The sequence below is a fragment of the Paraburkholderia sp. GAS199 genome (assembly GCF_050436585.1).
Taxonomy (GTDB): domain Bacteria; phylum Pseudomonadota; class Gammaproteobacteria; order Burkholderiales; family Burkholderiaceae; genus Paraburkholderia.
Window position 1 is genome coordinate 149,109 of sequence record NZ_JBNDMM010000006.1, and the last position, 20,664, is coordinate 169,772.

The 20,664-nt window shown below is 64.2% G+C and carries 16 protein-coding genes; 8 read left to right on the top strand and 8 right to left on the bottom strand.

The genetic code is table 11. The features are described 5' to 3' along the window. Positions 1-15 precede the first annotated feature (15 nt). Complete coding sequence (locus P3T18_RS22700; protein ID WP_429302210.1) at positions 16-1,320, bottom strand: Nramp family divalent metal transporter; 1,305 nt, start codon at positions 1,318-1,320, stop codon at positions 16-18. Positions 1,321-1,918: 598 nt separating this feature from the next. Here P3T18_RS22700 and P3T18_RS22705 point away from each other — a divergent pair. The 4 genes from P3T18_RS22705 (at position 1,919) to P3T18_RS22720 (ending at position 6,016) form a co-directional block, all read left to right on the top strand. Further along, positions 1,919-3,019: a polyamine ABC transporter substrate-binding protein gene (locus tag P3T18_RS22705; protein WP_429302211.1), complete on the top strand. Its 1,101-nt coding sequence runs from the start codon at positions 1,919-1,921 to the stop codon at positions 3,017-3,019. A gap of 89 nt (positions 3,020-3,108) precedes the next feature. After that, on the top strand, positions 3,109-4,272 hold the full coding sequence (locus P3T18_RS22710; protein WP_429302212.1) for an ABC transporter ATP-binding protein: 1,164 nt from the start codon (positions 3,109-3,111) through the stop codon (positions 4,270-4,272). Next, the gene (locus P3T18_RS22715) at positions 4,269-5,198 is read left to right on the top strand and encodes an ABC transporter permease subunit (protein ID WP_429302213.1); all 930 of its coding nucleotides are present in this window, start codon (positions 4,269-4,271) and stop codon (positions 5,196-5,198) included. Before P3T18_RS22710 ends, P3T18_RS22715 begins: the two co-directional genes overlap by 4 nt. Then, entirely contained in the window at positions 5,198-6,016 is an 819-nt protein-coding gene (locus P3T18_RS22720; RefSeq protein ID WP_429302214.1) for an ABC transporter permease subunit, read from the top strand. The genes P3T18_RS22715 and P3T18_RS22720 overlap by 1 nt, the downstream gene beginning before the upstream one ends. Before the next feature lie 107 nt (positions 6,017-6,123). Here the strand turns inward: P3T18_RS22720 and P3T18_RS22725 are convergent, their stop codons facing one another. Further along, positions 6,124-7,527, bottom strand: coding sequence for a methyl-accepting chemotaxis protein (locus P3T18_RS22725; protein WP_429302215.1), 1,404 nt, complete (start codon positions 7,525-7,527; stop codon positions 6,124-6,126). 175 nt (positions 7,528-7,702) lie between these two features. Between P3T18_RS22725 and P3T18_RS22730 the strand changes: the two genes are divergently transcribed. Next, complete coding sequence (locus tag P3T18_RS22730; RefSeq protein ID WP_429302557.1) at positions 7,703-7,885, top strand: hypothetical protein; 183 nt, start codon at positions 7,703-7,705, stop codon at positions 7,883-7,885. A 67-nt stretch (positions 7,886-7,952) separates the two neighbouring features. On the opposite strand, the gene P3T18_RS22735 is transcribed toward P3T18_RS22730, so the two are convergent. Continuing rightward, positions 7,953-8,945 (bottom strand): alpha/beta fold hydrolase, encoded by a 993-nt coding sequence (locus P3T18_RS22735; protein ID WP_429302216.1) that lies wholly within the window; start codon positions 8,943-8,945, stop codon positions 7,953-7,955. A gap of 57 nt (positions 8,946-9,002) precedes the next feature. Next, positions 9,003-10,493, bottom strand: coding sequence for a flavin-containing monooxygenase (locus tag P3T18_RS22740; RefSeq protein ID WP_429302217.1), 1,491 nt, complete (start codon positions 10,491-10,493; stop codon positions 9,003-9,005). A 176-nt stretch (positions 10,494-10,669) separates the two neighbouring features. On the opposite strand from P3T18_RS22740, the gene P3T18_RS22745 reads away from it, so the two are divergent. Next, complete coding sequence (locus P3T18_RS22745; RefSeq protein WP_429302218.1) at positions 10,670-11,335, top strand: TetR family transcriptional regulator; 666 nt, start codon at positions 10,670-10,672, stop codon at positions 11,333-11,335. Positions 11,336-11,418: 83 nt separating this feature from the next. Here P3T18_RS22745 and P3T18_RS22750 read toward each other — a convergent pair whose 3' ends face one another. The 3 genes from P3T18_RS22750 to P3T18_RS22760 all read right to left on the bottom strand — a co-directional run bounded on the left by P3T18_RS22750 (position 11,419) and on the right by P3T18_RS22760 (position 14,516). Next, positions 11,419-12,600, bottom strand: coding sequence for a tetratricopeptide repeat protein (locus P3T18_RS22750; RefSeq protein WP_429302219.1), 1,182 nt, complete (start codon positions 12,598-12,600; stop codon positions 11,419-11,421). A gap of 202 nt (positions 12,601-12,802) precedes the next feature. Beyond that, positions 12,803-13,483, bottom strand: coding sequence for a PspA/IM30 family protein (locus tag P3T18_RS22755; RefSeq protein ID WP_429302220.1), 681 nt, complete (start codon positions 13,481-13,483; stop codon positions 12,803-12,805). A gap of 385 nt (positions 13,484-13,868) precedes the next feature. Further along, positions 13,869-14,516 (bottom strand): hypothetical protein, encoded by a 648-nt coding sequence (locus P3T18_RS22760; RefSeq protein ID WP_429302221.1) that lies wholly within the window; start codon positions 14,514-14,516, stop codon positions 13,869-13,871. Positions 14,517-15,010: 494 nt separating this feature from the next. Between P3T18_RS22760 and P3T18_RS22765 the strand changes: the two genes are divergently transcribed. Together P3T18_RS22765 and P3T18_RS22770 are read left to right on the top strand one after the other, a co-directional pair. Beyond that, positions 15,011-17,512, top strand: a complete 2,502-nt coding sequence (locus P3T18_RS22765) for a penicillin-binding protein 1A (protein ID WP_429302222.1) — start codon at positions 15,011-15,013, stop codon at positions 17,510-17,512. 390 nt (positions 17,513-17,902) lie between these two features. Continuing rightward, the gene (locus P3T18_RS22770) at positions 17,903-18,781 is read left to right on the top strand and encodes a lipid A biosynthesis lauroyl acyltransferase (protein WP_429302223.1); all 879 of its coding nucleotides are present in this window, start codon (positions 17,903-17,905) and stop codon (positions 18,779-18,781) included. A gap of 328 nt (positions 18,782-19,109) precedes the next feature. Here P3T18_RS22770 and P3T18_RS22775 read toward each other — a convergent pair whose 3' ends face one another. Beyond that, positions 19,110-20,663 (bottom strand): efflux transporter outer membrane subunit, encoded by a 1,554-nt coding sequence (locus tag P3T18_RS22775; RefSeq protein WP_429302224.1) that lies wholly within the window; start codon positions 20,661-20,663, stop codon positions 19,110-19,112. Between the last annotated feature and the right edge of the window lies 1 nt (position 20,664).

The following is a 20,664-nucleotide window of genomic DNA, read 5'->3' on the forward strand; positions in this document are numbered from 1 at the left end:
TCATGCGCCTGCGCATCAGCCGAGCGCCAGTTGCCACAGCAGCGCAGCGTTGAGCGCGATGATGAACGCGGCCGACAGCCACGCCAGCACGAGCGGTAAGCCGCGCACCTGCCAGCCGCGCATCAATGCGGCGTTCGAGGTGTAGCGGATCAACGGCACCACCGCGAGCGGCAATTGCAGGCTCAACACCACCTGGCTTGCCACCAGCAACTGGTTCGAGCCGTGCTGACCGAACATCGCGACCGCCAGCAGCGCCGGGCCGATCGCCAGCGCGCGCGTCAGCAGGGCGCGTTGCCAGCGCGGCAGCGTCAGGCGTAAAAAACCTTCCATGACCGCCTGCCCGGCCAGCGTGCCCGTCACGGTGGCGCTCAGCCCGCAGGCCAGCAGCGCCGCCGCGAACAGGATGCCGGCCCAATGCGTGCCGACCAGCGGCGCAATCAGCCGGTGCGCGTCGGCGAGGTCGGTGACGTCGCGGTGGCCGCTCGTGTAGAACACGGCGGCCGCCACGATCAGCAGCGCCGCGTTGATCACGAAGGCGAACGACAGCGAGCCGAAGGTATCGAGATTCACGACCTGCAGCGCGGCCCTGATCTCGGCGTCGCTGCCCTGCGGCGCGTGCTGCTTGACGAGCGCGGAGTGCAGATACAGGTTGTGCGGCATGACAGTCGCGCCGACGATGCCCGCCGCCAGCCACACCATGCCCGCGTTGCGCAGCATCTCGACGCTCGGCGCGGTGCCGGCCAGCGCGGCGTGCCAGTCCGGCCGCGCGAGCGCCAGTTGCACCACGAAACACAGTCCGACAAAGCCGATCAGCGCCGCGATCACGGCTTCGAGCTTGCGGCTGCCCGTCTGCTGAAGCGCCAGCAACGCGAAGGTGCAGACCGCCGACATCAGCACGCCCACCGTCAGCGACACGCCGAGTAGTAATTGCAAAGCCACGGCACTGCCGACCACCTCGGCGACATCGCACGCGATGATCGCGACCTCGCTGGTGAGCCACAGAAAGAGGGTGGTCCGCCGGCCGGTGCGCTCGCGGCAGATCTGTGCAAGATCGCGTCCGGTGACGACGCCGAGCCGCGACGACATCCACTGCAGCAGCATCGCCATCAGGCTCGACAGCAGGACCATGCCGAGCAACTGATAGCCATAGCCCGCGCCGGCGCCGAGGGCGGTCGCCCAGTTGCCCGGATCGATATAGCCGACGGCGATCAGCGCGCCCGCGCCGACGAACGAAAACCAGTGCGCGGGACGTGGTGCACCGCCGCCTTTCGGCAGACGCCGACGGCGGTTCGGGCGCAACGCGGACGGGTTCGTATTCATCGATGCCTGGAGAGTAAGCTGCAGCGGCTCGCAAACCGCGTGCCTGACGTGTCATACCGGTACGTCATGCCGGCGCGGACACTCACTGCCGCACGCGATTCGAAAGCTTTCGACGAGCTTATTGTGAACCGAAGTGAAGCGGTGCGCGCCGACCCTCTTGACCCGCGCCGACAAGACGTTTCATCGAAGATCGGCAGCGGCAGCGTCGCCTGCCTGCGGGCAGCAGATCAGCGGTTTGAAAGCCGGCGAAAGCCAGTGAAAGCCGCAGAAAGCGCATGAAAGGACACCGAATTCCACCTCCGGTCAGCCGCCCCAGTCCGCCAAACCCCGCTTCGCTGCGCATCCCCCGCCACGTACGCCGCGCGCCGCTTGCCACCGATGTTTTTTTCGGGTGGACACGGGCCGATAACCCGCTAAAATTGCGCCCAATTTTTGTCACGGTGAGCCTTGGGCTGTACCGTTCGCGCGACATCCGGGCATTTTTTTTGGATCGCGCAATAATTAGTGGTAGTTTTCGGGTTTTTCAGGGGAGCCGCGCGACGGTTGGCGCGGCGTAGGTGACGATAGCCGGCACGGCCGGACTGGATCGGAGAACGGGATGAAAAGACGAGTAGTAGGGCAAGTTGCGGCGCTTATCGTGTGTGCTGCGCCCTGGTTGACGGCCGTTGCGAAAGACACGCAACTGAACGTGTATAACTGGTCCGATTACATCGCCAAGGACACCATCCCCAACTTCAGCAAGCAGACCGGCGTCCAGGTCAAGTACGACAACTACGACAGCGACGACACGCTGCAAGCCAAGCTGCTCACCGGCAATTCGGGCTACGACATCGTCGTGCCGACCAGCAACTACGCCGGCAAGCAGATCGCCGCCGGCATCTTCGCGCCGCTCGACAAATCGAAGCTGCCGAACCTCAAGTATCTCGATCCGTCGCTGATGGCGCTGGTCGCGGGCGCAGATCCGGGCAACAAGTTCACCGTACCCTGGGCCTACGGCACCACGGGCCTCGGCTACAACGTCACCAAGGCGCAGCAGATCCTCGGCAAGAACGTGCCGCTCGATAGCTGGGACGTGCTCTTCAAGCCGGAAAACATTTCGAAGCTGAAGGCGTGCGGCGTCTCCGTGCTCGACGCGCCGGACCAGATGTTCGCCGCCGCGCTGCACTACATCGGTAAGGATCCGATGAGCACGAACCCGGCCGACTACCGCGCCGCGCTCGACATGATGAAAAAGATCCGTCCGTACATCACGCAGTTCAACTCGTCGGGCTACATCAACGACCTGGTGGGTGGCGACGTGTGCTTCGCGTACGGCTGGTCGGGCGACGTCGTGATCGCCAAGCATCGCGCGCTCGAAGCGAAGAAGCCGTACAAGGTCGAGTACTACATTCCGAAGGGCGGCGCCCCGGTGTGGTTCGACGTGATGGCGATTCCGAAAGACGCGAAGAACAAGGAAGCGGCGCTGGAGTGGATCAACTACATCGAGACGCCGCAGGTTCACGCCGCAATCACCAACGCGGTCTACTACCCGAGCGCCAACCTCGAAGCGCGCAAGTACGTGGACAAGGACGTGGCGAACGATCCGGCCGTGTATCCGTCGCCGGAAGTCATCAAGACCCTGTTCCTGCTGAAACCGCTGCCGCCGGAAATCCAGCGGCTGCAAACGCGACTGTGGACTGAGTTCAAGTCCGGCCGCTGATCCGCGTTCAGGTTAAACCAGGCATCATCATGAAGCCCTCGGTGTCCACCGGGGGCTTTGTTCGTCAAAAGCCGGAGTAAAGCATTGTGATGAGTAGTGACCAGTCGGGCGCGCTGGCAGGCGCCGCGCCGTCAGCGGGCCAGAACGCCGTTGCGGCGGACGCAGCGGACAATTTCGTGCAGATCGTCGATGTCGTGAAGAAGTTCGGCGAGACCGAGGCGGTCAAAGGTGTGAACCTGTCCGTGAAAAAGGGCGAGTTGTTCGCGCTGCTGGGCAGTTCCGGCTGCGGCAAATCGACCTTGCTGCGCATGCTGGCCGGACTCGAAACCGTCACCTCGGGCAAGATCCTGATCGACGGAGAAGACCTCGCGCATCTGCCGCCGTATCGTCGCCCGACCAACATGATGTTCCAGTCGTACGCGCTGTTTCCGCACATGACCGTCGAGGCCAATGTCGCCTTCGGCCTGAAGCAGGAAGGCGTCGCCAAAGACGAAATGAAGGAGCGCGTGCAGCACACGCTCGAACTCGTGCAGATGGCGCGCTTCGCCAAACGCAAGCCGAACCAGCTTTCCGGCGGTCAGCAACAGCGCGTGGCGCTGGCGCGCTCGCTGGTGAAGCGGCCCAAGCTGCTGCTCCTCGACGAACCGATGTCCGCGCTCGACAAGCAGATCCGTCAGCGTACGCAGATCGAACTGGTCAACATTCTCGACAAGGTCGGCGTGACCTGCATCATGGTGACGCACGATCAGGAAGAGGCGATGACGATGGCGGGGCGCCTCGCCGTGATGAGCGAAGGCGAGATCGTCCAGCTCGGCACGCCGCACGAAGTCTACGAATATCCGAACAGCCGCTTTTCGGCGGAGTTCATCGGCTCGACCAATCTGTTCGAAGGCCATACGGTCGAAGACGAGCCCGATCACGTGTTCATCGAAACGCCCGATCTGCCGGTGCGTCTCTACGTGAGTCACGGCATTACCGGCCCGCTCGGCATGCCGGTCACGATCTCGGTACGGCCCGAGCGCATCGCCCTCACGCGCAAGCCGCCCGAGGGCACGTATAACTGGGGCAAGGGCGTCGTCACGAATATCGCGTACATGGGCGGCTATTCGCTGTATCACGTGAAGCTGGACGCCGGCAAGACCGTGATCGCGAACGTCACCAGCCTGGCGCTGACCGAGATCGACACGCCCACGTGGGGCGACGAAGTGTACGTGCGCTGGAGCGCCTCGGCCGGTGTGGTGCTGACGTCATGAGGCGCTCGATCAACTCGCTGGCAACATGGCCGGCACGCCGCTTCAATCTGACCGGACGCACGGCCGTGGTGGCCGGTCCGTTCATCTGGCTGCTGCTGTTTTTCCTGGTGCCGTTCCTGCTGGTGGTGAAGATCAGTTTCGCCGACCTGCAACTCGGCATTCCGCCCTACACGGAACTGACCAGTTTCACGGACGGCGCGATCCACATCACGCTCGATCTGTCGCACTACGCTTTCCTGCTGACCGACAGCCTGTATTTCGCCACCTACGTGAATTCGGTCGTGGTGGCCGCGATCTCCACGCTGCTGTGTCTGCTGATCGGTTATCCGATGGCGTATTACATCGCGCGCTCGAATCCGGCCAGCCGCAATCTGCTGATGATGGCCGTGATGCTGCCGTTCTGGACGTCGTTCCTGATCCGCGTGTATGCGTGGATCGGCATCCTGAAGAACAACGGCTTGCTGAACAACTTTCTGATGTCGATCGGTCTGATCCATTCGCCGATCGAGCTTTATCACACCAACACCGCGGTTTATATCGGCATGGTGTATTCGTATTTGCCGTTTCTCGTCATGCCGCTGTACGCGCATCTGGTCAAGATGGACATGACCTTGCTGGAAGCCGCCTACGACCTCGGCGCGAAGCCCTGGAAGGCCTTCTGGCAGATCACCTTGCCGCTCTCGAAGAACGGCATCATCGCCGGCTGTCTGCTGGTGTTCATTCCGGCGGTGGGCGAGTACGTGATTCCCGAACTGCTCGGCGGCGCGAATACGCTGATGATCGGCCGCGTGATGTGGAATGAGTTCTTCGACAACGCCGACTGGCCGATGGCGTCCGCCGTCACGTGCGCGATGGTGTTGCTGTTGCTGGTGCCGATGGCGTACTTCCAGTACGCGCAGGCCAAGGCGATGGAGGAGCGCCGCTGATGAAGCCGAATCGCATCTTGCAGATCATCGCGCTCGGAATAGGCTTTCTGTTCCTGTACATCCCGATCGTGAGTCTGATTGTCTATTCGTTCAACGAATCGCAACTCGTCACGGTCTGGACGCGCTTTTCCACGCGCTGGTATGCCGCGCTATTGCAGGACGACGAACTGATCGCCGCGGCGTGGCTCTCGTTGCGGGTGGCGCTGCTCACCGCGTTCGCCTCGGTGATCATCGGCACGTGGGCCGGCTTCGTGCTCGCGCGCATGGGGCGTTTTCGCGGCTTCACGCTTTACACCGGCATGATCAACGCGCCGCTCGTGATTCCCGAAGTCATTCAGGGCATCTCGCTGCTGCTGCTGTTCATCGAAATGGCGAAGTGGCTCGGCTGGCCCGCGGGCCGCGGCGTTTTCACGATCTGGATCGGTCACGTGATGCTGTGCATTTCCTACGTGGCGATCATCGTGCAATCGCGCGTGAAGGAACTGAATCCGTCGATGGAAGAGGCCGCGCTCGATCTCGGCGCCACACCCTTGCGCGTGTTCTTCTTCATCACGCTGCCGCTGATCTCGCAGGCGCTGGTGTCGGGCTGGCTGCTGTCGTTCACGCTTTCCATCGACGATCTGGTGCTCTCGGCATTTCTGTCCGGACCGGGCTCGACCACGCTGCCGCTCGTGGTGTTTTCGCGGGTGCGTCTCGGCCTGAATCCCGAGATGAACGCGCTTGCCACGCTGTTCATCGCCGTCGTGACAGTCGGTGTGGTCGTGGCGAATTACTTCATGCAGCGCGCGGAGCGCAAGCGGTCGGCGATGGCGGTGTAGTGTCTGTCGTGCGTCGGGCATGCGTCGGGCGGCGTGCATGAATTGCCGCTGCCCCGGCGCTGTTCGCCGCGATATTTGAACCGTGTAAGCGTCCGACCTTGTAAGCCTCAGACCTTATAAGCGAGCCGGACCGCGCCCCAGTGCCGGCCGCGCACGAAGACCGGTGCCGAGGCATCCTTCATCAAGGCGAACTCGCCGCCGCCCATGTCGCGGCGGTATGTCTGCAGCAGGAATTTCCTGGTATGCGTGGCGGCGGCGATGCCCGTGCGGTCGTCGAAGATGCGGCGGTTACGGCAATTGGCCATGTTCCAGACCGGGTCGTCGCGCTGCGGCAATGAAAACTTCAGATTGTGGGTCGGCAGATAGCCGCGGGCATCGACGGCCGCGCAGAACGCCACGCGCGGATCGAGTGCGAGCAGCGGTTCCTGGATCGCGGGGAGAACGCGGTCGGTGAAAGCGGTGAAGCGCGTGACGAACTGCGCGGGATGGCTTCCGGCCACGCTCACGTAGTGCTCGTCGAACAGATCGTCGAGCGATATGTCGCCGTGCGCCAGAGCGCTTTCGAAGGCCTGGCTCACGGCGGCGGCCGTCCGCTGCACGGCGTCGATAAAACGCGTGTCCGCCGTTTCCACGCCGGTTGCCGCGGTCAACTCGATCAAGGTCTCGGACACGCCGAGCAGATTGCCGAGACGGTCCTTCGCCTGCACGAAATTCTTGCTCGAATCTTCGACGCCGCTCGCCATGTCGAGCACCTGCGCTTCCAGTCCGTCGCATTGCGTCTCGATCTCGCCCGTCAGAACGGCAATCTCGCTGGCTTCGTTGTTCAGTTGCGCGATGGCGTCGCCGGTGGCATGCACCACCTCGCCGATCTTGCGCGTGCCTTCGCGCACCCGATGCGCGCGTTCGGTATTCACGGCGCCTTCGCTGATCAACTGTTCGGTCTGCCGCGTGAGCTGCGCGAGCGTGGTTTCGATCTGACCGGTTGCCTGAGCGGTTTTCGCCGACAGATTCTTCACCTCGGCGGCCACCACCGCGAAGCTCTTGCCCGAGTCGCCCGCGCGCGCGGCTTCGATCGCGGCATTCAGCGCAAGCAGATGCGTCTGACGGGCGATCAGCGAAATCTCCTCGGACACGCGGCTGACGTGCGCCAGTGCGCTGCGCAGTGCGCCGATCTGGCTTTCGATCACCGTCACGCCTTCCACGAGACCGTGGATGTCGGCCAGCGACGCCTCCAGCGTCTGCTGCGATTGCTGCACGCCGGTCGCGGCGTCGGCCGAGACGCTGCGCATTTCGCGGGCCGCCGCGGCAATCCGGTGATTGCCGGCGAGCGTCTGCGCCGCCGATTCGCGCAGCGCCCGGCACACCTGCGCCTGATGCTGCACGCGCGCGGCGACTTCTTCGACGTGCCCCGAGACGTCGCAGATTTCGATACCCAGTTTGCCCGCTTGCGCGGCGATGTCGCCGACGACCGTTTGCGAACGGCCGTTGCGACGAAAGCTGAAGCGCGTCATGGACTGTCTCCTCGAAGGCGCGGTTGGCGCAGTCAATCGGGTCAATCGACGCGGCCATCCAGCGGAGATGCCGCGCCTTGTTCGTGTCCTTATCGACATGTTGACGGCCGGCTTGCAGTGGACTTGATACGGGGTATCCCGAGGTCGCTCATGCGCTCGCGCGGCGGGAATCGTTATGATGGGCGGCTTGTTCATGCCTTTTTGCGGAATCTGCAGCGATGGCTTTTCTCACCGGTACTCCATGATCGACTCTTTTGCGCGCGTTTCGGGCTGGCAACAGCTCTATCACCTGTGGGAGCTGGTCGTGATGCTCTGCAAATTTCTATGGGGACTGCTGCGGCTGCTGGGAGGCGGGTGAGGCGGCCGCTTGCCACGGTGCCTCACCGCTCAAGACTGCTTGAGACTTCTTGACTGACAGGGACGGGTCACACGGCCGCGTCTCGCGTCGCCTCGCCCGACGCTGTCGCGGCTGCCGCCGGCGTGCCGAGAAACGCGCGCAGATCGACCAGCACGCGCTCGGGCGCCTCTTCCATCGGAATATGGCCGAGCCCCGGATACATGACCGACGTCGCGCCCGGAATGCGGCTCGCGAATTCAGCCGCGTGCGCGGTCGGAATCCAGCGGTCTTTCGCGCCCCACAGCACCATCGACGGCACGCTCAGCGTCTTTAGCACGTTGGTGTCGACTTCCGTGAAATCGAGCGTCGGCACCATCTTGCCGATCGCCTCGCGCGTGCCTTCACCGTGGAAAAATTCGACGTAGCGTCGTAGCGTCACCGCGTCGATCTTGCGCGGATCGCCATACACGTTACGCACTGCGCTCTTGATGATCGCCTCGGGCAGCCACCACGGTGAACTCATGCGCACCAGCGCGCTGTTGAAGAGGCCGATATAGATCGGCAGCTTCATCGGAAAACCGGCCGAGTCGATCAGCACCAGTCGTTCGACCGCGTCGCGATGGCGCACCGCGTAGTCCCATGAAATCAGACCGCCGAGCGAATTGCCGATCAGCGTCGCGCGCGTCACGCCGAGCGCCTGCATGAAGGTATCGATGAAACGGCGATAGGTCGGCAGATTCATCGTTTCGATTTCGCCGCTCGACGAGCGCAACGGTCCCGTCACGCCGAACGGCGGCAGATCGAGACGGATCACGCGATAGCTGCGCTTCAGTTCGTCCGCGACACGATTCCACGTGTGCAAGGACGACGCGAAACCGTGGATCATCACGATCGTGTCGCCGTGGCCTTCGTCCACGTAATGCACTTCGGTGCCCATGATCTTGACGAACTTCGAGCCGCTTTGCATGTAGCGACGGCGCAGATCGGCGCGCGCCACGCTGGTGATGCCGAGGCGCGCGGCGAGCGAGCGCGGCGGCAGCGGCGCGTTGCGGGTGGCCGGGTTGGATTGGATGCTTGCCATGTTTGTCTCCCTTGATTTGTTCTTGTGCGACACGTCCACCGGGGACGCGCGTTGCGCTCAGGGCGCGAAGCGATATTCCGCCGGCCGCACGCGCCGCGTGCGCTTGCGGAAGCTGAACGTGAAGCCCGGCCAGAGCGCCGTGACCTTGCCGCTTTTCGTCTGATACCAGCTATGGCAGCCGCTCACCCAGACCGAGTGCTGCATTTCCTTTTGCAGACGCGCGTTGAATTCGCGTTGCACGTCGGGGCGCAGATTCATGGTGCGCGCGCGACGACGGCGCAATTCGCGCAAGCAGGTGCTGATGTACTGCACCTGCGACTCGATCATGTAGATCATCGAGTTATGGCCGAGGCCGGTGTTCGGGCCGACGATCATGAAGAAGTTCGGGAAGTCCGCGACGCTGGTGCCGAGATAGGCTTCCGGTCCGTCGCGCAGCCACATCGCGCCGAGATCGGCGCCGCCGATGCCGGTCACGTCGAACGGCGCGCCCACGTCGTTGACCTGAAAACCGGTGCCGCAAATGATCGCGTCTGCCTGACGATGCACGCCGTCTTCCGTGACGATGCCGTCGGCGACGATTTCGCGGATACCGGCAGTCACGAGGTCCACGTTGGGCTGGGTGAGGGCGGGGTAGTAGTCGCTCGACAGCAGCACGCGCTTGCAACCGAGCCGGTAATTCGGCGTCAGGCGGGCGCGTAGTTCGGGGTCCTTGACGCGGCGTTCGAGATAGCTCAGGCCGAACTTCATCGGCAGCTTCATCAGTTTCGGATTGACCACGAACGCGATGGCGCGCGATTCGAGTTGCCAGTAGATCGCCTGGCGCACGAGGCGCTGCGTGAACGGCAGATGGCGGAACAGCCAGTGCGCGCGCGGTCCGACCGGTTTGTCGGGCTTCGGCATGATCCACGGCGCGGTGCGCTGGAACAGGTCGAGATGCGCCACGCGCGGCTGGATGCGCGGCACGAACTGGATCGCGCTGGCGCCGGTGCCGATCACCGCAACACGTTTGCCTTCGAGCGGATACGCGTGGTCCCAGCGCGCGGAGTGAAAGAGCTTGCCTTCGAAGCGTTCGAGACCGGCGATTCGCGGCATGGCCGGCCGCGAGAGCGGGCCGCTCGCGGCAATCACCACGTCGGCTTCGATGTGTTCGAGCTCGCCGTTCGTGTCGATGTCGAGCGCCCAGGTCTGGCGCGTTTCATCGAAGCGCGCGGCAGCCACGGCGGCATTGCAGCGAATGAAGGGCTCGACGCCGTATTTGCGCGCGCAGTGTTTCAGGTACGCAAAAATCTCCGCCTGCCCGCCGAACGCACGCGACCACGCCGGGTTCGGCTCGAACGAAAAAGAATACAGGTGGGAAGGCACGTCGCAGGCGGCGCCGGGATACGTGTTGTCGCGCCAGGTGCCGCCGATGTCGGCTGCCGCCTCGTAGATCGTGAACGAGGTGATGCCCGAGCGCAGCAGCCGGATGGCCATGCCGATTCCCGCAAAGCCGCTCCCCACGATGGCAATGCGCGGCGTGGCGGGGAAGGCGGAAGAGGCTGGCGTCACTACGGTCTCCGGGCACGCGCATAGGCGCGGGAAGGTCGGTTGATGTTTGGGTGTCTACAGCTGTCTACTGTGTCTATGCGCAGGGTAGACAACTGTGCACTTTGCGTCAAGATCGTTTAGAGTGCTGCTATTAAACGCATGCACCGCTCCACGATTAAAAAAACGCCGCGCACTCCATGAATGCACCTGAACCGGCATCCGCTGTCGCCGACCTGCCGCCCGGCAAGCGCAAGCTGATCGAAGCCGCGCTGCGCCTGACGGCGGGCGGCCGGAGTTTCGCGAGCCTCGGTTTGCGCGAGCTGGCGCGCGAGGCCGGGCTCAATCCGAACACGTTTTACCGTCACTTCGACGCGCTCGACGATCTCGCCCGCGAGGCCGTCGAATCGGTGAGCCGCCGTTTGCGGCCGATGCTGCGGCGCGAGCGCTGGCTGGCGGCGCACGACGAGCCGCTCAGCGTGCCGCGTCGCGCGTGCGTGGCGTTTTTCGCGTTTGCGCTGGAAAACCGCGAAGCCTTCATGAGCGCGCTGGCCGAATATCACGGCACGTCGCCGGCGTTGCGCGAGGCGGTGCGCGCGAATCTGCACGAGGTGTCGGCGGAAATGGCGGACGACGTGGTGCAACTGGCCTTGATGCCGGCGCTCGCGCGCGAAACCGTCGATGAAGTCTGCACGCAGATCGTGCTGCAACTGTTTCACCTGTCGGCGGAGTACATCGACGCCGACACGGCGCGCAAAGACGCGCTGATCGGTTACGCGGAGCGTTTTATCGTCCGGCTGTTTTCGGGCGCACTGGCGCTCGCGCAGCACGAGTCGGCGAGGGCGCCGCTTCCGGCCGCGCCATAAAAAAGGCTCCCCGGTTTCGAGGAGCCTTTGTCGTGTCAGCCGACGGTCTGCAAAATGAAAACCGTTCGCTGCGTTGCGCTGGGTCAGGTGTCGCTCCAGCCGCCGGAGTCGTCGTTGCTGCCCAGGTCGACGCCGCCGCCGTTGTCGTTCCAGTCGTTCGAACCCTGACCGAAATCGAGGCCGCCGCCGTTGTCGCCACCGCGGCGGCGCGATTCGTCGTCGACGATCACGTCGCGTTCCACCACGCGGTCGCGTCCCGAATTCAGCGCTTCGCCCAGCAGCACACCGGTCAGCAGGCCACCCATGCCGCCGCCGAAACCGCCACCTTGCTGCACCACGACAGGCGGCTGCTGATACGGACCTTGCTGCGGATACGGCTGCGGCGGATTGCCGAAGCGTTCGGCTTCCTGAGCGTAAGCCGACTGCTGCGAACTCGCCGCAGGCGCCGCGTACGGATCGGGCTTGCCGTCGGCGCGCGCGCGCAGGCTGCCGATGCGCTGCTCCAGTTCGTCGAGCGAATAGGGCGGCACGGGATTCTTGCTGTTGCTAAGCGTTTCCATCAGGCTGCGCACCTGATCTTCGGTGGCTTCCACTTCCTTTTCGAGCGCTTCGTGACCCGCCGCCGTCGAGAGCTTGACGTCGAGCTTGAGCGAACGCACGGTGTTGAGCATGTCGGTGGCGCGCTTGAGTTGCGTGCGACGCTCGTCGTCGGCGCGCGTGTCGTCCTGCGAGCGGGCGCGTCGCAAGGTCCAGCGCAACACCAGCGCCACCACACCGATCACGAGGATGATGCCGATCCACAAACCCATACCCGGACCATGCCGTTGCGGTGCCTGCGAGACCATCGCGGCCTGCTGCTGCGCGGCCGGCGCGGTCTGCTGCACGAACGGATTGGGCGCGCGGCTGCTGACGTTGCCGCCCGCGCCGGTGCCGGCGGCACGTTCCGCGTTCTTGCGGATACGCGCTTCGGTCTGCGCGAAACGGGTCGGGTCGGTGAAGCGGATCTGCGGGTCGAGCGTCTTGGCCTGCTGCACCTGGGCGAGTGCGTCGGCGGAACGGCCTTCGCGATCGAGCACCTGGCTGTACAGATAATGCGCGCGTGCGTTGTTCGGATGGGCCTGCAGGACTTCGCTCAAACCGGCGTCGGCCTGTTGCCAGTTACCCTGTGACATGGCGGATTCGATCTGTTGCACCGTCGGCAAGGCGAAAGCCGCGGCCGATACGAACAGTAAGGATGCGAATGCGCTAGCGAGAAATTTTTTCATATGCGGACCGGGCGCATGCGCCCGTCTCCCTGCAATCGATTCCGGTGCGCGGGCGACGAAACCGCCCGCACGCCGGTGAAGCTCGCAGCGCCGCGCACTGTGCCGGCGCTGCCTGATCGTTCGCGCGACACGTGGCCCAGGATAGCTGGGCGACGTGCCGGCGGCCGATGCGAACTGCTTTGCTGCATGACTGCTGCCGGACTTACGACGCCGGCGTGTTGATCTGCTTCTTCAGTGCTTCGAGACGGTCGTCGACGGACGGGCCGCGGTTCAGGTCGGCGAGTTTGTCGTCGAGCGCCTTGCCGCTTTTCACGTCCGCGGAGTTCAGGCGAGCATCGGAGCGCGCGTTCGACAGCGCGACCTTGTCTTCCAGCTTCTGGAAGTCTTCCGACAGGTTCTTGCCGCCGATGCCGCCGAGCGCCGTAGCCGCGACGTCTTTCGCCTGCGCGATCTGCTGCTTGGCCTGCAGGATGTTGGAGCGCGCGTTCAGGTCGTTGCGACGCGTACGCATGTCGTCGATCTGGCTCTTCAGTTGCGCCACCGACGGCTCGAGGGTGGTCAGTTCCTTCGCCAGCGCGTCGCGTTCCGCTTCGGCCGTCGCCTGTGCGCCGAGTGCTTCACGGGCCAAGGATTCGTCACCCGATTGCAAGGCGCGGCGAGCGCCGTCTTCGTACTTCTTGGCTTTGTCGGCCGCGACATCGCGCTTGCTTTGCTGCGTGGCGACCTGCGCCTGAATCTCGATCAGCGAGTTTTCCGCTTTGGCAATGCTCTCGTCGAGTTCGCGCACGATCTGCCGCGAGTCGCGCGACGGGTCTTGTACCGAATCGGCTGCGTCGTTCAGAAGACCTTTGAGCGTCCGCGAAATGCTGTCAAAAAGCGACATGAAAACCTCCAGAGAATGTAATCGGCGCTGAATACTTCCGCGCACTCAAGCCTTCAACTTGCTACTCTACGCCGCTGCGCGCAAAGCTGTGCAATGGGCGCCCCGGAGTTCGGGGCGCATGGAGCGATTGCAATACCGCCGTTGCAAATTGTTCCAATTTCAACTGGCACGACGTCTTGCCCGATCGCATCACGCCTGCTTTGCAGTGAGCAACGCCGCATGAAAACGAACAGCAGGGTTCAGCGGCTCGCGGATATTACACCACGGGATCTCTTAAAAACGCCTTAAAGGGCACGATGACGTGACGTGCCAACTGTGCGCGGCGCGCGTGTCGCGGATGTGAAGGGAGGAGAGCGCGGCGCGTGCGGAACTGCGCCGCCGCGCGTCAGGCGAAGCGGCCGCCTTCGGTGCTCGGGTCGCTGCGCGGATCGTCGTCTTCGTCGCGGGCCTTGTCGATGCGTGGCCGTTTGAAGACGCCGCCGAGCGACGCTGCGGGAGATGTCGACGGCGATGCCGACGACGCTTCCTGCGGTGCTTGCGCGACCGCCGCGGCCTTCGCCGCAGCCACGCGCGCGACGGCTTCGGTGGCGGCGCTCGCTTCCTCGTCGACGGCGGCGCTCAGGGCGGCGAGCACGCCGGCCGGCAGCAATGGCGCGGCGCCGGCCGCCGTAGTCGGCAAGCCGCCCGATGCAGTGGCGTTAGCCTGAGCGGCTTTTTCGGCCGCCTTCCCAACGGCACCCTGAGCGGCGGTACCGCTTTTCGTCTGCAATTCGGGAGGCAGCGCCGCGCGCGCGTGCCGTGTGCCGCGTGCTACCTTTTGCAGCGCGGCGTTCAGCGCATCGGGCGCGCGTGGCGCGCGCAAGCGATCGACGATGCTCGCCGCCTTCACCTGTTCGCTGGTCGCGCCGAAGCTCAGCACCGCGCGCCGCATCAGTTCGCTGACGCTAATGCCCAGGCTCTCGGCGGTGGCGGCGATCGCGCGTTTCTGCGCGGTCGTGACGAATACGACGATGCGTTCGCTGGGCTTGTTCATAATCGGCTCGCATACTTTCAGGCATTGGCGATATCAGACGCGCATCTGGCGTGCGGCGTTGCGCGCATCGGGTGGCGAATGGCGCGCCGGAACCATCATAAGGCGAGTTGCGTCGATGCGGAACGGGCGCGACGTGAAAATCCCGTGACATCAACGAGTTGTCGCGTTTCCGGCGCGCTTGTCCACAGGGCTGTGAACAATTTCTGTTGATAACTCCGGCGGCCGGGCCCGCCGGCCTGGCAGGGCCGTCGCTGCGCTTACCCTGATCTACCGTAGCCGGGCGTCGCGAAGGGAATTCTTACAAAAAAACTAGCTTGGACCACGCTTGATTTCTTTAAAATGCGCTGTTACGTTGCGCCGGACAGTGTCCGGGCGCGCTGTGCAGCCAGCCGGGGGCTCAAGGCTGCGCAGTGTTGTGCGCCTTATGCAGTCCGTGATCCATGCGCGCCATCGCGCGCAGAAAGGCGTTCAGTTATGCGCCCACTATTCCAGTCATGCCAATCATCAAACGACCGCATTCGTCAAACTCCCCGTCCGGTGAAGACCGCGACTCCTACCACCGCACTCCAGGACGCAACGCCGCTTCGCGCGAGGCGGAGGAAAAGCGTCGCTCGATCGGTGCCACGCTCGTCATCTGGTTCGCCGGACTGGTCGCGACGCTCGCGGTGGTGGGCGCGCTGATCGTCGGTTATGCGCTGGTGGTGATGGGCCCGCAGTTGCCGTCGCTCGACGCGCTGACCGACTATCGCCCGAAGGTGCCGCTGCGCGTCTACACGGCGGATCACGTGCTGATCGGCGAGTTCGGCGAAGAGCGGCGCAGCATCGTGCGCTTCCAGGACATTCCCGACCAGATGAAGAAGGCCGTGCTCGCGATCGAAGACTATCGCTTCTACGAGCACGGCGGCGTCGATTTCGTGGGCATTCTGCGCGCGGGCGTGTCGGACCTGACGCACGGCGGCGCCTCGCAGGGCGCGAGCACGATCACCATGCAGGTGGCGCGCAACTTCTTCCTGTCGAGCGAGAAGACCTACACGCGCAAGATCTACGAAATGATGCTGGCGTACAAGATCGAACGCGCGCTCACCAAAGACCAGATTCTCGAGGTCTACATGAACCAGATTTATCTGGGCGAGCGCTCGTACGGTTTTGCGGCGGCCGCGCGCGTGTACTTCGGCAAGGATCTGAAAGACATCACGCTGGCCGAGGCCGCGATGCTGGCGGGCCTGCCGAAGGCGCCGTCCGCCTACAACCCGGTGGTGAATCCGAAGCGCGCCAAGATCCGTCAGGAATACATCCTGAAGCGCATGTTCGAACTCAAGTACATCACGCAGGATCAGTACGATCAGGCCGTGAAGGAAGAGATTCACACCAAGAATCCGGGTAACGAATACAGCGTGCATGCGGAGTACATCGCCGAAATGGTCCGGCAGATGATGTACGCGCAATACAAGGACGAAACCTATACGCGCGGCCTGAACGTCACCACCACGATCGATTCCGCCGACCAGGACGCCGCTTACCGCGCCGTGCGTAAAGGCGTGATGGATTACGAACGGCGTCACGGTTATCGCGGTCCGGAAGGCTTCGTGCAATTGCCCGCGCCGGGCGACGACCGCGACCAGACGATCGACGACGCGCTCACCGATCACCCCGACAACGGCGAGATCATCGCGGCCGTGGTCACGGACGTGAATCCGAAGCAGGTGAAGGCGCAACTGGTCGACGGCACGGAGGCGACCATTACGGGCGAGGGCCTGCGTTTCGTCGCGGCTGCGTTGAGTCCGCGCGCCACGGCCGCCACCAAGATCAAGGTCGGTTCGATCGTGCGCGTGCTCGCGGACGACAAGGGCGCCTGGCAGATTACCCAGCTTCCGCAGGTGGAAGGCGCGCTGGTGTCGCTCACGCCGCAGGACGGCGCGATCCGCGCGCTGGTGGGCGGCTTCGACTTCAACAAGAACAAGTTCAACCACGTCACGCAGGCGTGGCGTCAGCCGGGTTCCAGCTTCAAGCCTTTCATCTATTCTGCGGCGCTCGACAAGGGGCTCGGACCGGCAACCATCATCAACGACGCACCGTTGTACTTCCCGTCGAGCACGCCGGGCGGCGACGCGTGGGAGCCGAAAGACGACGACCAGCCGGACGGTCCGATGCCGATGCGTCTCGCGTTGCAGAAGTCGAAGAACCTGGTGTCGATCCGCATCCTGTCGTTCATCGGCACGAAGTACGCGCAGGATTTCGTCACGCAGCGTTTCGGTTTCGACGCCGACAAGACCCCGCCGTATCTGCCGATGGCGCTCGGTGCCGGTCTCGTCACGCCGTTGCAGTCGGCGGGCGCGTATTCGGTGTTTGCGAACGGCGGCTACCGCATCAACCCGTATCTGATCAACGAAGTGACCGACGCGCGCGGCCAGCCGCTGTCGAAAGCGCAGCCGCTGACTGCCGGCCGTGATGCGCCGCGCACGCTCGAACCGCGTAACGCCTACATCATGAACAGCCTGCTGCATTCGGTGGCCACGGCCGGCACGGGCGCGGGCACCAACGCGCTGCATCGTTCGGACCTGCAAGGCAAGACGGGTACGACCAACGACGCGAAAGACGGCTGGTTCGCCGGTTATCAGCAGTCGCTGGTGGCGGTGGCGTGGATGGGTTACGACCAGCCGAAGACGCTCGGTAGCCGCGAATTCGGCGCGCAACTCGCGTTGCCGATCTGGGTCGAATACATGCAGCGCGCATTGCGCGGCGTGCCGCAGGCCGAGCCTGCGCAACCCGACGGCGTGACGGCGGTCGACGGCGAGTTGTTCTACACCGACATGACGCCGGGCAACGGCTTCGTGGCCAGCATCGGTCTGGATTCGGCGAATCCGACGGCGGGCGCCAGCGACGCGGTTGGTGGCGTCGGACCGGCCGGCATGACGCCGCCGGCGGTGCCGCCGCCGAGCGTCTCGTCGAACGAGAAGAAGCAGATCATGGATCTGTTCGAATCGAACAAGCCTTGATCTCGTCGGCGCGTGCGGTCCGGGTGCAAGAGCGAACTTGCATCCACGACCGCACGCGCAAGTTTCTGAAAGGGTGGCAAAGCCATGCTGGGCAACCTTTTCAGCGGAATGTCGAAGGCGCGCAACCAATCGTTTGTGTGTTCGCCATCCGCGATGTGTTTTAATCCTCCGGGCGTTGCCCTGAATCTGAATTCTTAAGGCGTACGAAATCTGACCGGTTTCGGCCTCCTGCCACGCATGCTTCGCCATGAGCGAGGCTTCCATCTCCATTCATCGCGCCGCGCGAGACCCGGTTTGACGCGCGCGCACGCCACTTCGTCCGTCGGCAACCAGGTTTGCCGTCGAGAGCGTTGTGTTTGCCATCCAGCATCCACCGGGATTCCCCTGCTTGTGAAAAGTCGAATCATCATCTGTCTGATGACAGGTCTGCTGCGCGCGTTCGCGTTGCTGCCGTACGGTGTCGTCGCGCGTATCGGTACTGGAATCGGCGCGTTGCTCTATCGCATTCCGAGCGCCCGTCGACGCGTCGTGCATACCAATCTCAAGCTGTGTTTTCCGGACATGAGCGACGAGGAGCGCGAGCGTCTTGCGCGAGCGCATTTCTGTCATGTGATTCGAAGTTACGTCGAGCGCGGTCCGCAATGGTTCGGCAATGCGCGCGCGTTGGCGCGGCTCGTCGAAGTGGAAAGCGCGATCGACCTGAGCGATATGGAGTCGCAGCCGACGATCTTCGTGGGCTTCCATTTCGTCGGCATCGAAGCGGGCTGCATGATGTACTCGACGCGTCATCCGGTGGCCTCGCTGTACACGCCGATGTCGAATCTGATGCTGGATGCCATGGCCAAACGTCAGCGTGGCCGCTTCGGCACGGAGATGATTCCGCGCAGCGACAGCGTGCGGCGCGCGCTGCGTGTGCTGCGCGACGGCAAGCCGGTCATGCTGGCCGCCGACATGGACTTCGGTTTGCGCGATTCCGTGTTCGTGCCGTTCTTCGGCGTGCCGGCCTGCACGCTGACCTCGGTTTCGCGGATGGCGCGCGCGGGCAACGCGCGCGTCGTGCCGTTCGTGACCGAAGTGCTGCCGGACTATCGCGGCTACAAGCTGACTATCTTCGACGCCTTGAGCGACTTTCCGTCAGACGACGTCGCGGTGGATGCACGACGCATCACGGCGTTTCTGGAGACGCAGGTGAGGCGGATTCCCGATCAATATTATTGGGTGCACAAGCGCTTCAAGAATCGGCCGGTCGGCGAGGCGGGGGTTTATTGAGCGTGGGTTCTGTTTATTGCGGGGCGCGGCGTGGACTCGTTGTGACGCGTCTTTGCATCCACTTGCGCCGCGGCTTGTAAGGCCCGCAAATTCAATGAGTTAGGCCGGTAGCCCCAAACTTGTCAACAGGGCTATGAACAAATTCGGTGGATAACATCGAGGCCGGCCAAGGCACGCCCAGGCACCTCTGTCGCATTCCACACCGCAGGCAAAAACCGTCGCGCGTTCAAGGTCTTAGCTGGCTTGTCAGAAAGTTTTCAACAGGCTACTCAACATAAAGTGGGGATAACTCCGCGGCTTTCGCTACGGAATCCCAGGTTCTTGCGACTCACTCGGCGACGCCGCCAGCCTGACGAGTACCACTCGCGCCGGCCGCCGCATTCTCAGCCGACGCCGAACTTGCCGCTGCCACCGGCGGATTGCCCATTGCCTGAAACAAGGCCGCCGTATCCGTGAGGCGCGCGCTCGTGTAGCGGATCTCGTCGAGTTGCGCGTTGCGGAACTGCTGCTCGCTCGAACGCGTCGAGGCGATCGGCAGCGCGCCGAGCCGGTAGCGTCCCGTCGTTTCTTCGAAGATGCCTTGCGCCGAGCGCGCAGCGACGTTCGCGGCGTCGAGCGCCTGGCTGTCGTGTTCGAGTGCCGCGAGGGTGTCGGCGACGTTCTGGAACGCGGCGAGCACGGTCTGCTTGTACTGCGACACGCTGGCCTCGTAGGTGTCCATCGCCGCGCGACGTTGCGCGAGCAAAGCGCCGCCGTGGAACAACGGCTGCGACAGCGAAGCGCCGATGCTCCAGATCGCGCCCGCCCCGGACAGCGCCACCGGCCAGCTAAAGCCGCCTTGTCCCATCGACGCACTCAGCGACAGGCTCGGGAACATCTGCGCCGTGGCCACGCCGACGTCGGCGGAGGCCGCCTTCAACGCGGCGTCCGCGGCCTGGATGTCGGGGCGCGTGCGCAGTAGCTCGGACGGCACCACCACGGGCACCTGTTCCGGCACGTGCAGGGCGGCGAGGTCGAGGTCGTCGGGTGCGGCGTCGGGCGTGCGGCCGAGCAGCACGGCGAGCGCGTGACGCGTCGTGGACCACTGTTGCCGCAAACCGGGCAGACTCGCCGACAGACTCGCGGCGCTTTGTTGCGCGTTCAGCTGATCGGCGTGAGAGACGGCGCCGAGAGCATAGCGGCGCTGCGTGTCGCGCGCCTGGTCGTTGGCGATGGCGACGAGCCGCTCGGTGGTGTCGATCTGCGCGTGCAAGGCCGCGCTCGTGATCGCCGCCGACACGATATTGGCGGCCAGCGCACGGCGTGCGGCGTCGAACTGGTAGGCCTGCACGTCGACGCGCGCGGCGAGGGCGGCGTCGGCGAGACGCGCGGCGCCGAACAGGTCGAAGGTGTAATGGGCCTGCAACTGGCCGACGAAGATGTTGTAGAGGAAGGTGTTCGGACCGATCTCGGGAATCGCCAGCGCGCGATTGCGAGTCACCTGGCCGCCGAGGTCGACGGTCGGCAACAACGAACTGCCGATCTGCGCGCGCAGTTGTTCGCGCGCGGCGGCGAGACTTTTGTCGGTGGCGGCGAGCGTGGGGCTGTTGCGCAGACCTTCGTCCACTAACGCGTCGAGCGCGTCGGACCGGTACAGCGTCCACCATTCGGGCACGGGCTTCGCGCCCACCACGAACTGCTGCGCGACACCCTGAGCCGCGACGGTTTGCGAGGGCTGGGGCGCGGCGCCGTAGTGCGATGGCTGCGGCATGGCCGGCGGCTCGCCGCCGGGGCCGAAAGAACAGGCGGCGAGGGTGAGCGCCACGCCGCTTGCAAGCACGCCGCGCGCAGGTCGCCGCGCAGTGGAAATCGGCGCACGAAGCAGAGTAGAAAAAAACATCATG

Bases quoted from the DNA above. Each gene is read 5' to 3' on its own strand.
- P3T18_RS22735 (WP_429302216.1), bottom strand. From the start codon at position 8,945: ATGGCAAGCATCCAATCCAACCCGGCCACCCGCAACGCGCCGCTGCCG.
- P3T18_RS22750 (WP_429302219.1), bottom strand. From the start codon at position 12,600: ATGAAAAAATTTCTCGCTAGCGCATTCGCATCCTTACTGTTCGTATCG.
- P3T18_RS22715 (WP_429302213.1), top strand. From the start codon at position 4,269: ATGAGGCGCTCGATCAACTCGCTGGCAACATGGCCGGCACGCCGCTTC.
- P3T18_RS22745 (WP_429302218.1), top strand. From the start codon at position 10,670: ATGAATGCACCTGAACCGGCATCCGCTGTCGCCGACCTGCCGCCCGGC.
- P3T18_RS22700 (WP_429302210.1), bottom strand. From the start codon at position 1,320: ATGAATACGAACCCGTCCGCGTTGCGCCCGAACCGCCGTCGGCGTCTG.
- P3T18_RS22705 (WP_429302211.1), top strand. From the start codon at position 1,919: ATGAAAAGACGAGTAGTAGGGCAAGTTGCGGCGCTTATCGTGTGTGCT.
- P3T18_RS22760 (WP_429302221.1), bottom strand. From the start codon at position 14,516: ATGAACAAGCCCAGCGAACGCATCGTCGTATTCGTCACGACCGCGCAG.
- P3T18_RS22775 (WP_429302224.1), bottom strand. From the start codon at position 20,663: ATGATGTTTTTTTCTACTCTGCTTCGTGCGCCGATTTCCACTGCGCGG.
- P3T18_RS22725 (WP_429302215.1), bottom strand. From the start codon at position 7,527: ATGACGCGCTTCAGCTTTCGTCGCAACGGCCGTTCGCAAACGGTCGTC.
- P3T18_RS22720 (WP_429302214.1), top strand. From the start codon at position 5,198: ATGAAGCCGAATCGCATCTTGCAGATCATCGCGCTCGGAATAGGCTTT.
- P3T18_RS22765 (WP_429302222.1), top strand. From the start codon at position 15,011: ATGCCAATCATCAAACGACCGCATTCGTCAAACTCCCCGTCCGGTGAA.
- P3T18_RS22730 (WP_429302557.1), top strand. From the start codon at position 7,703: ATGATGGGCGGCTTGTTCATGCCTTTTTGCGGAATCTGCAGCGATGGC.
- P3T18_RS22710 (WP_429302212.1), top strand. From the start codon at position 3,109: ATGAGTAGTGACCAGTCGGGCGCGCTGGCAGGCGCCGCGCCGTCAGCG.
- P3T18_RS22755 (WP_429302220.1), bottom strand. From the start codon at position 13,483: ATGTCGCTTTTTGACAGCATTTCGCGGACGCTCAAAGGTCTTCTGAAC.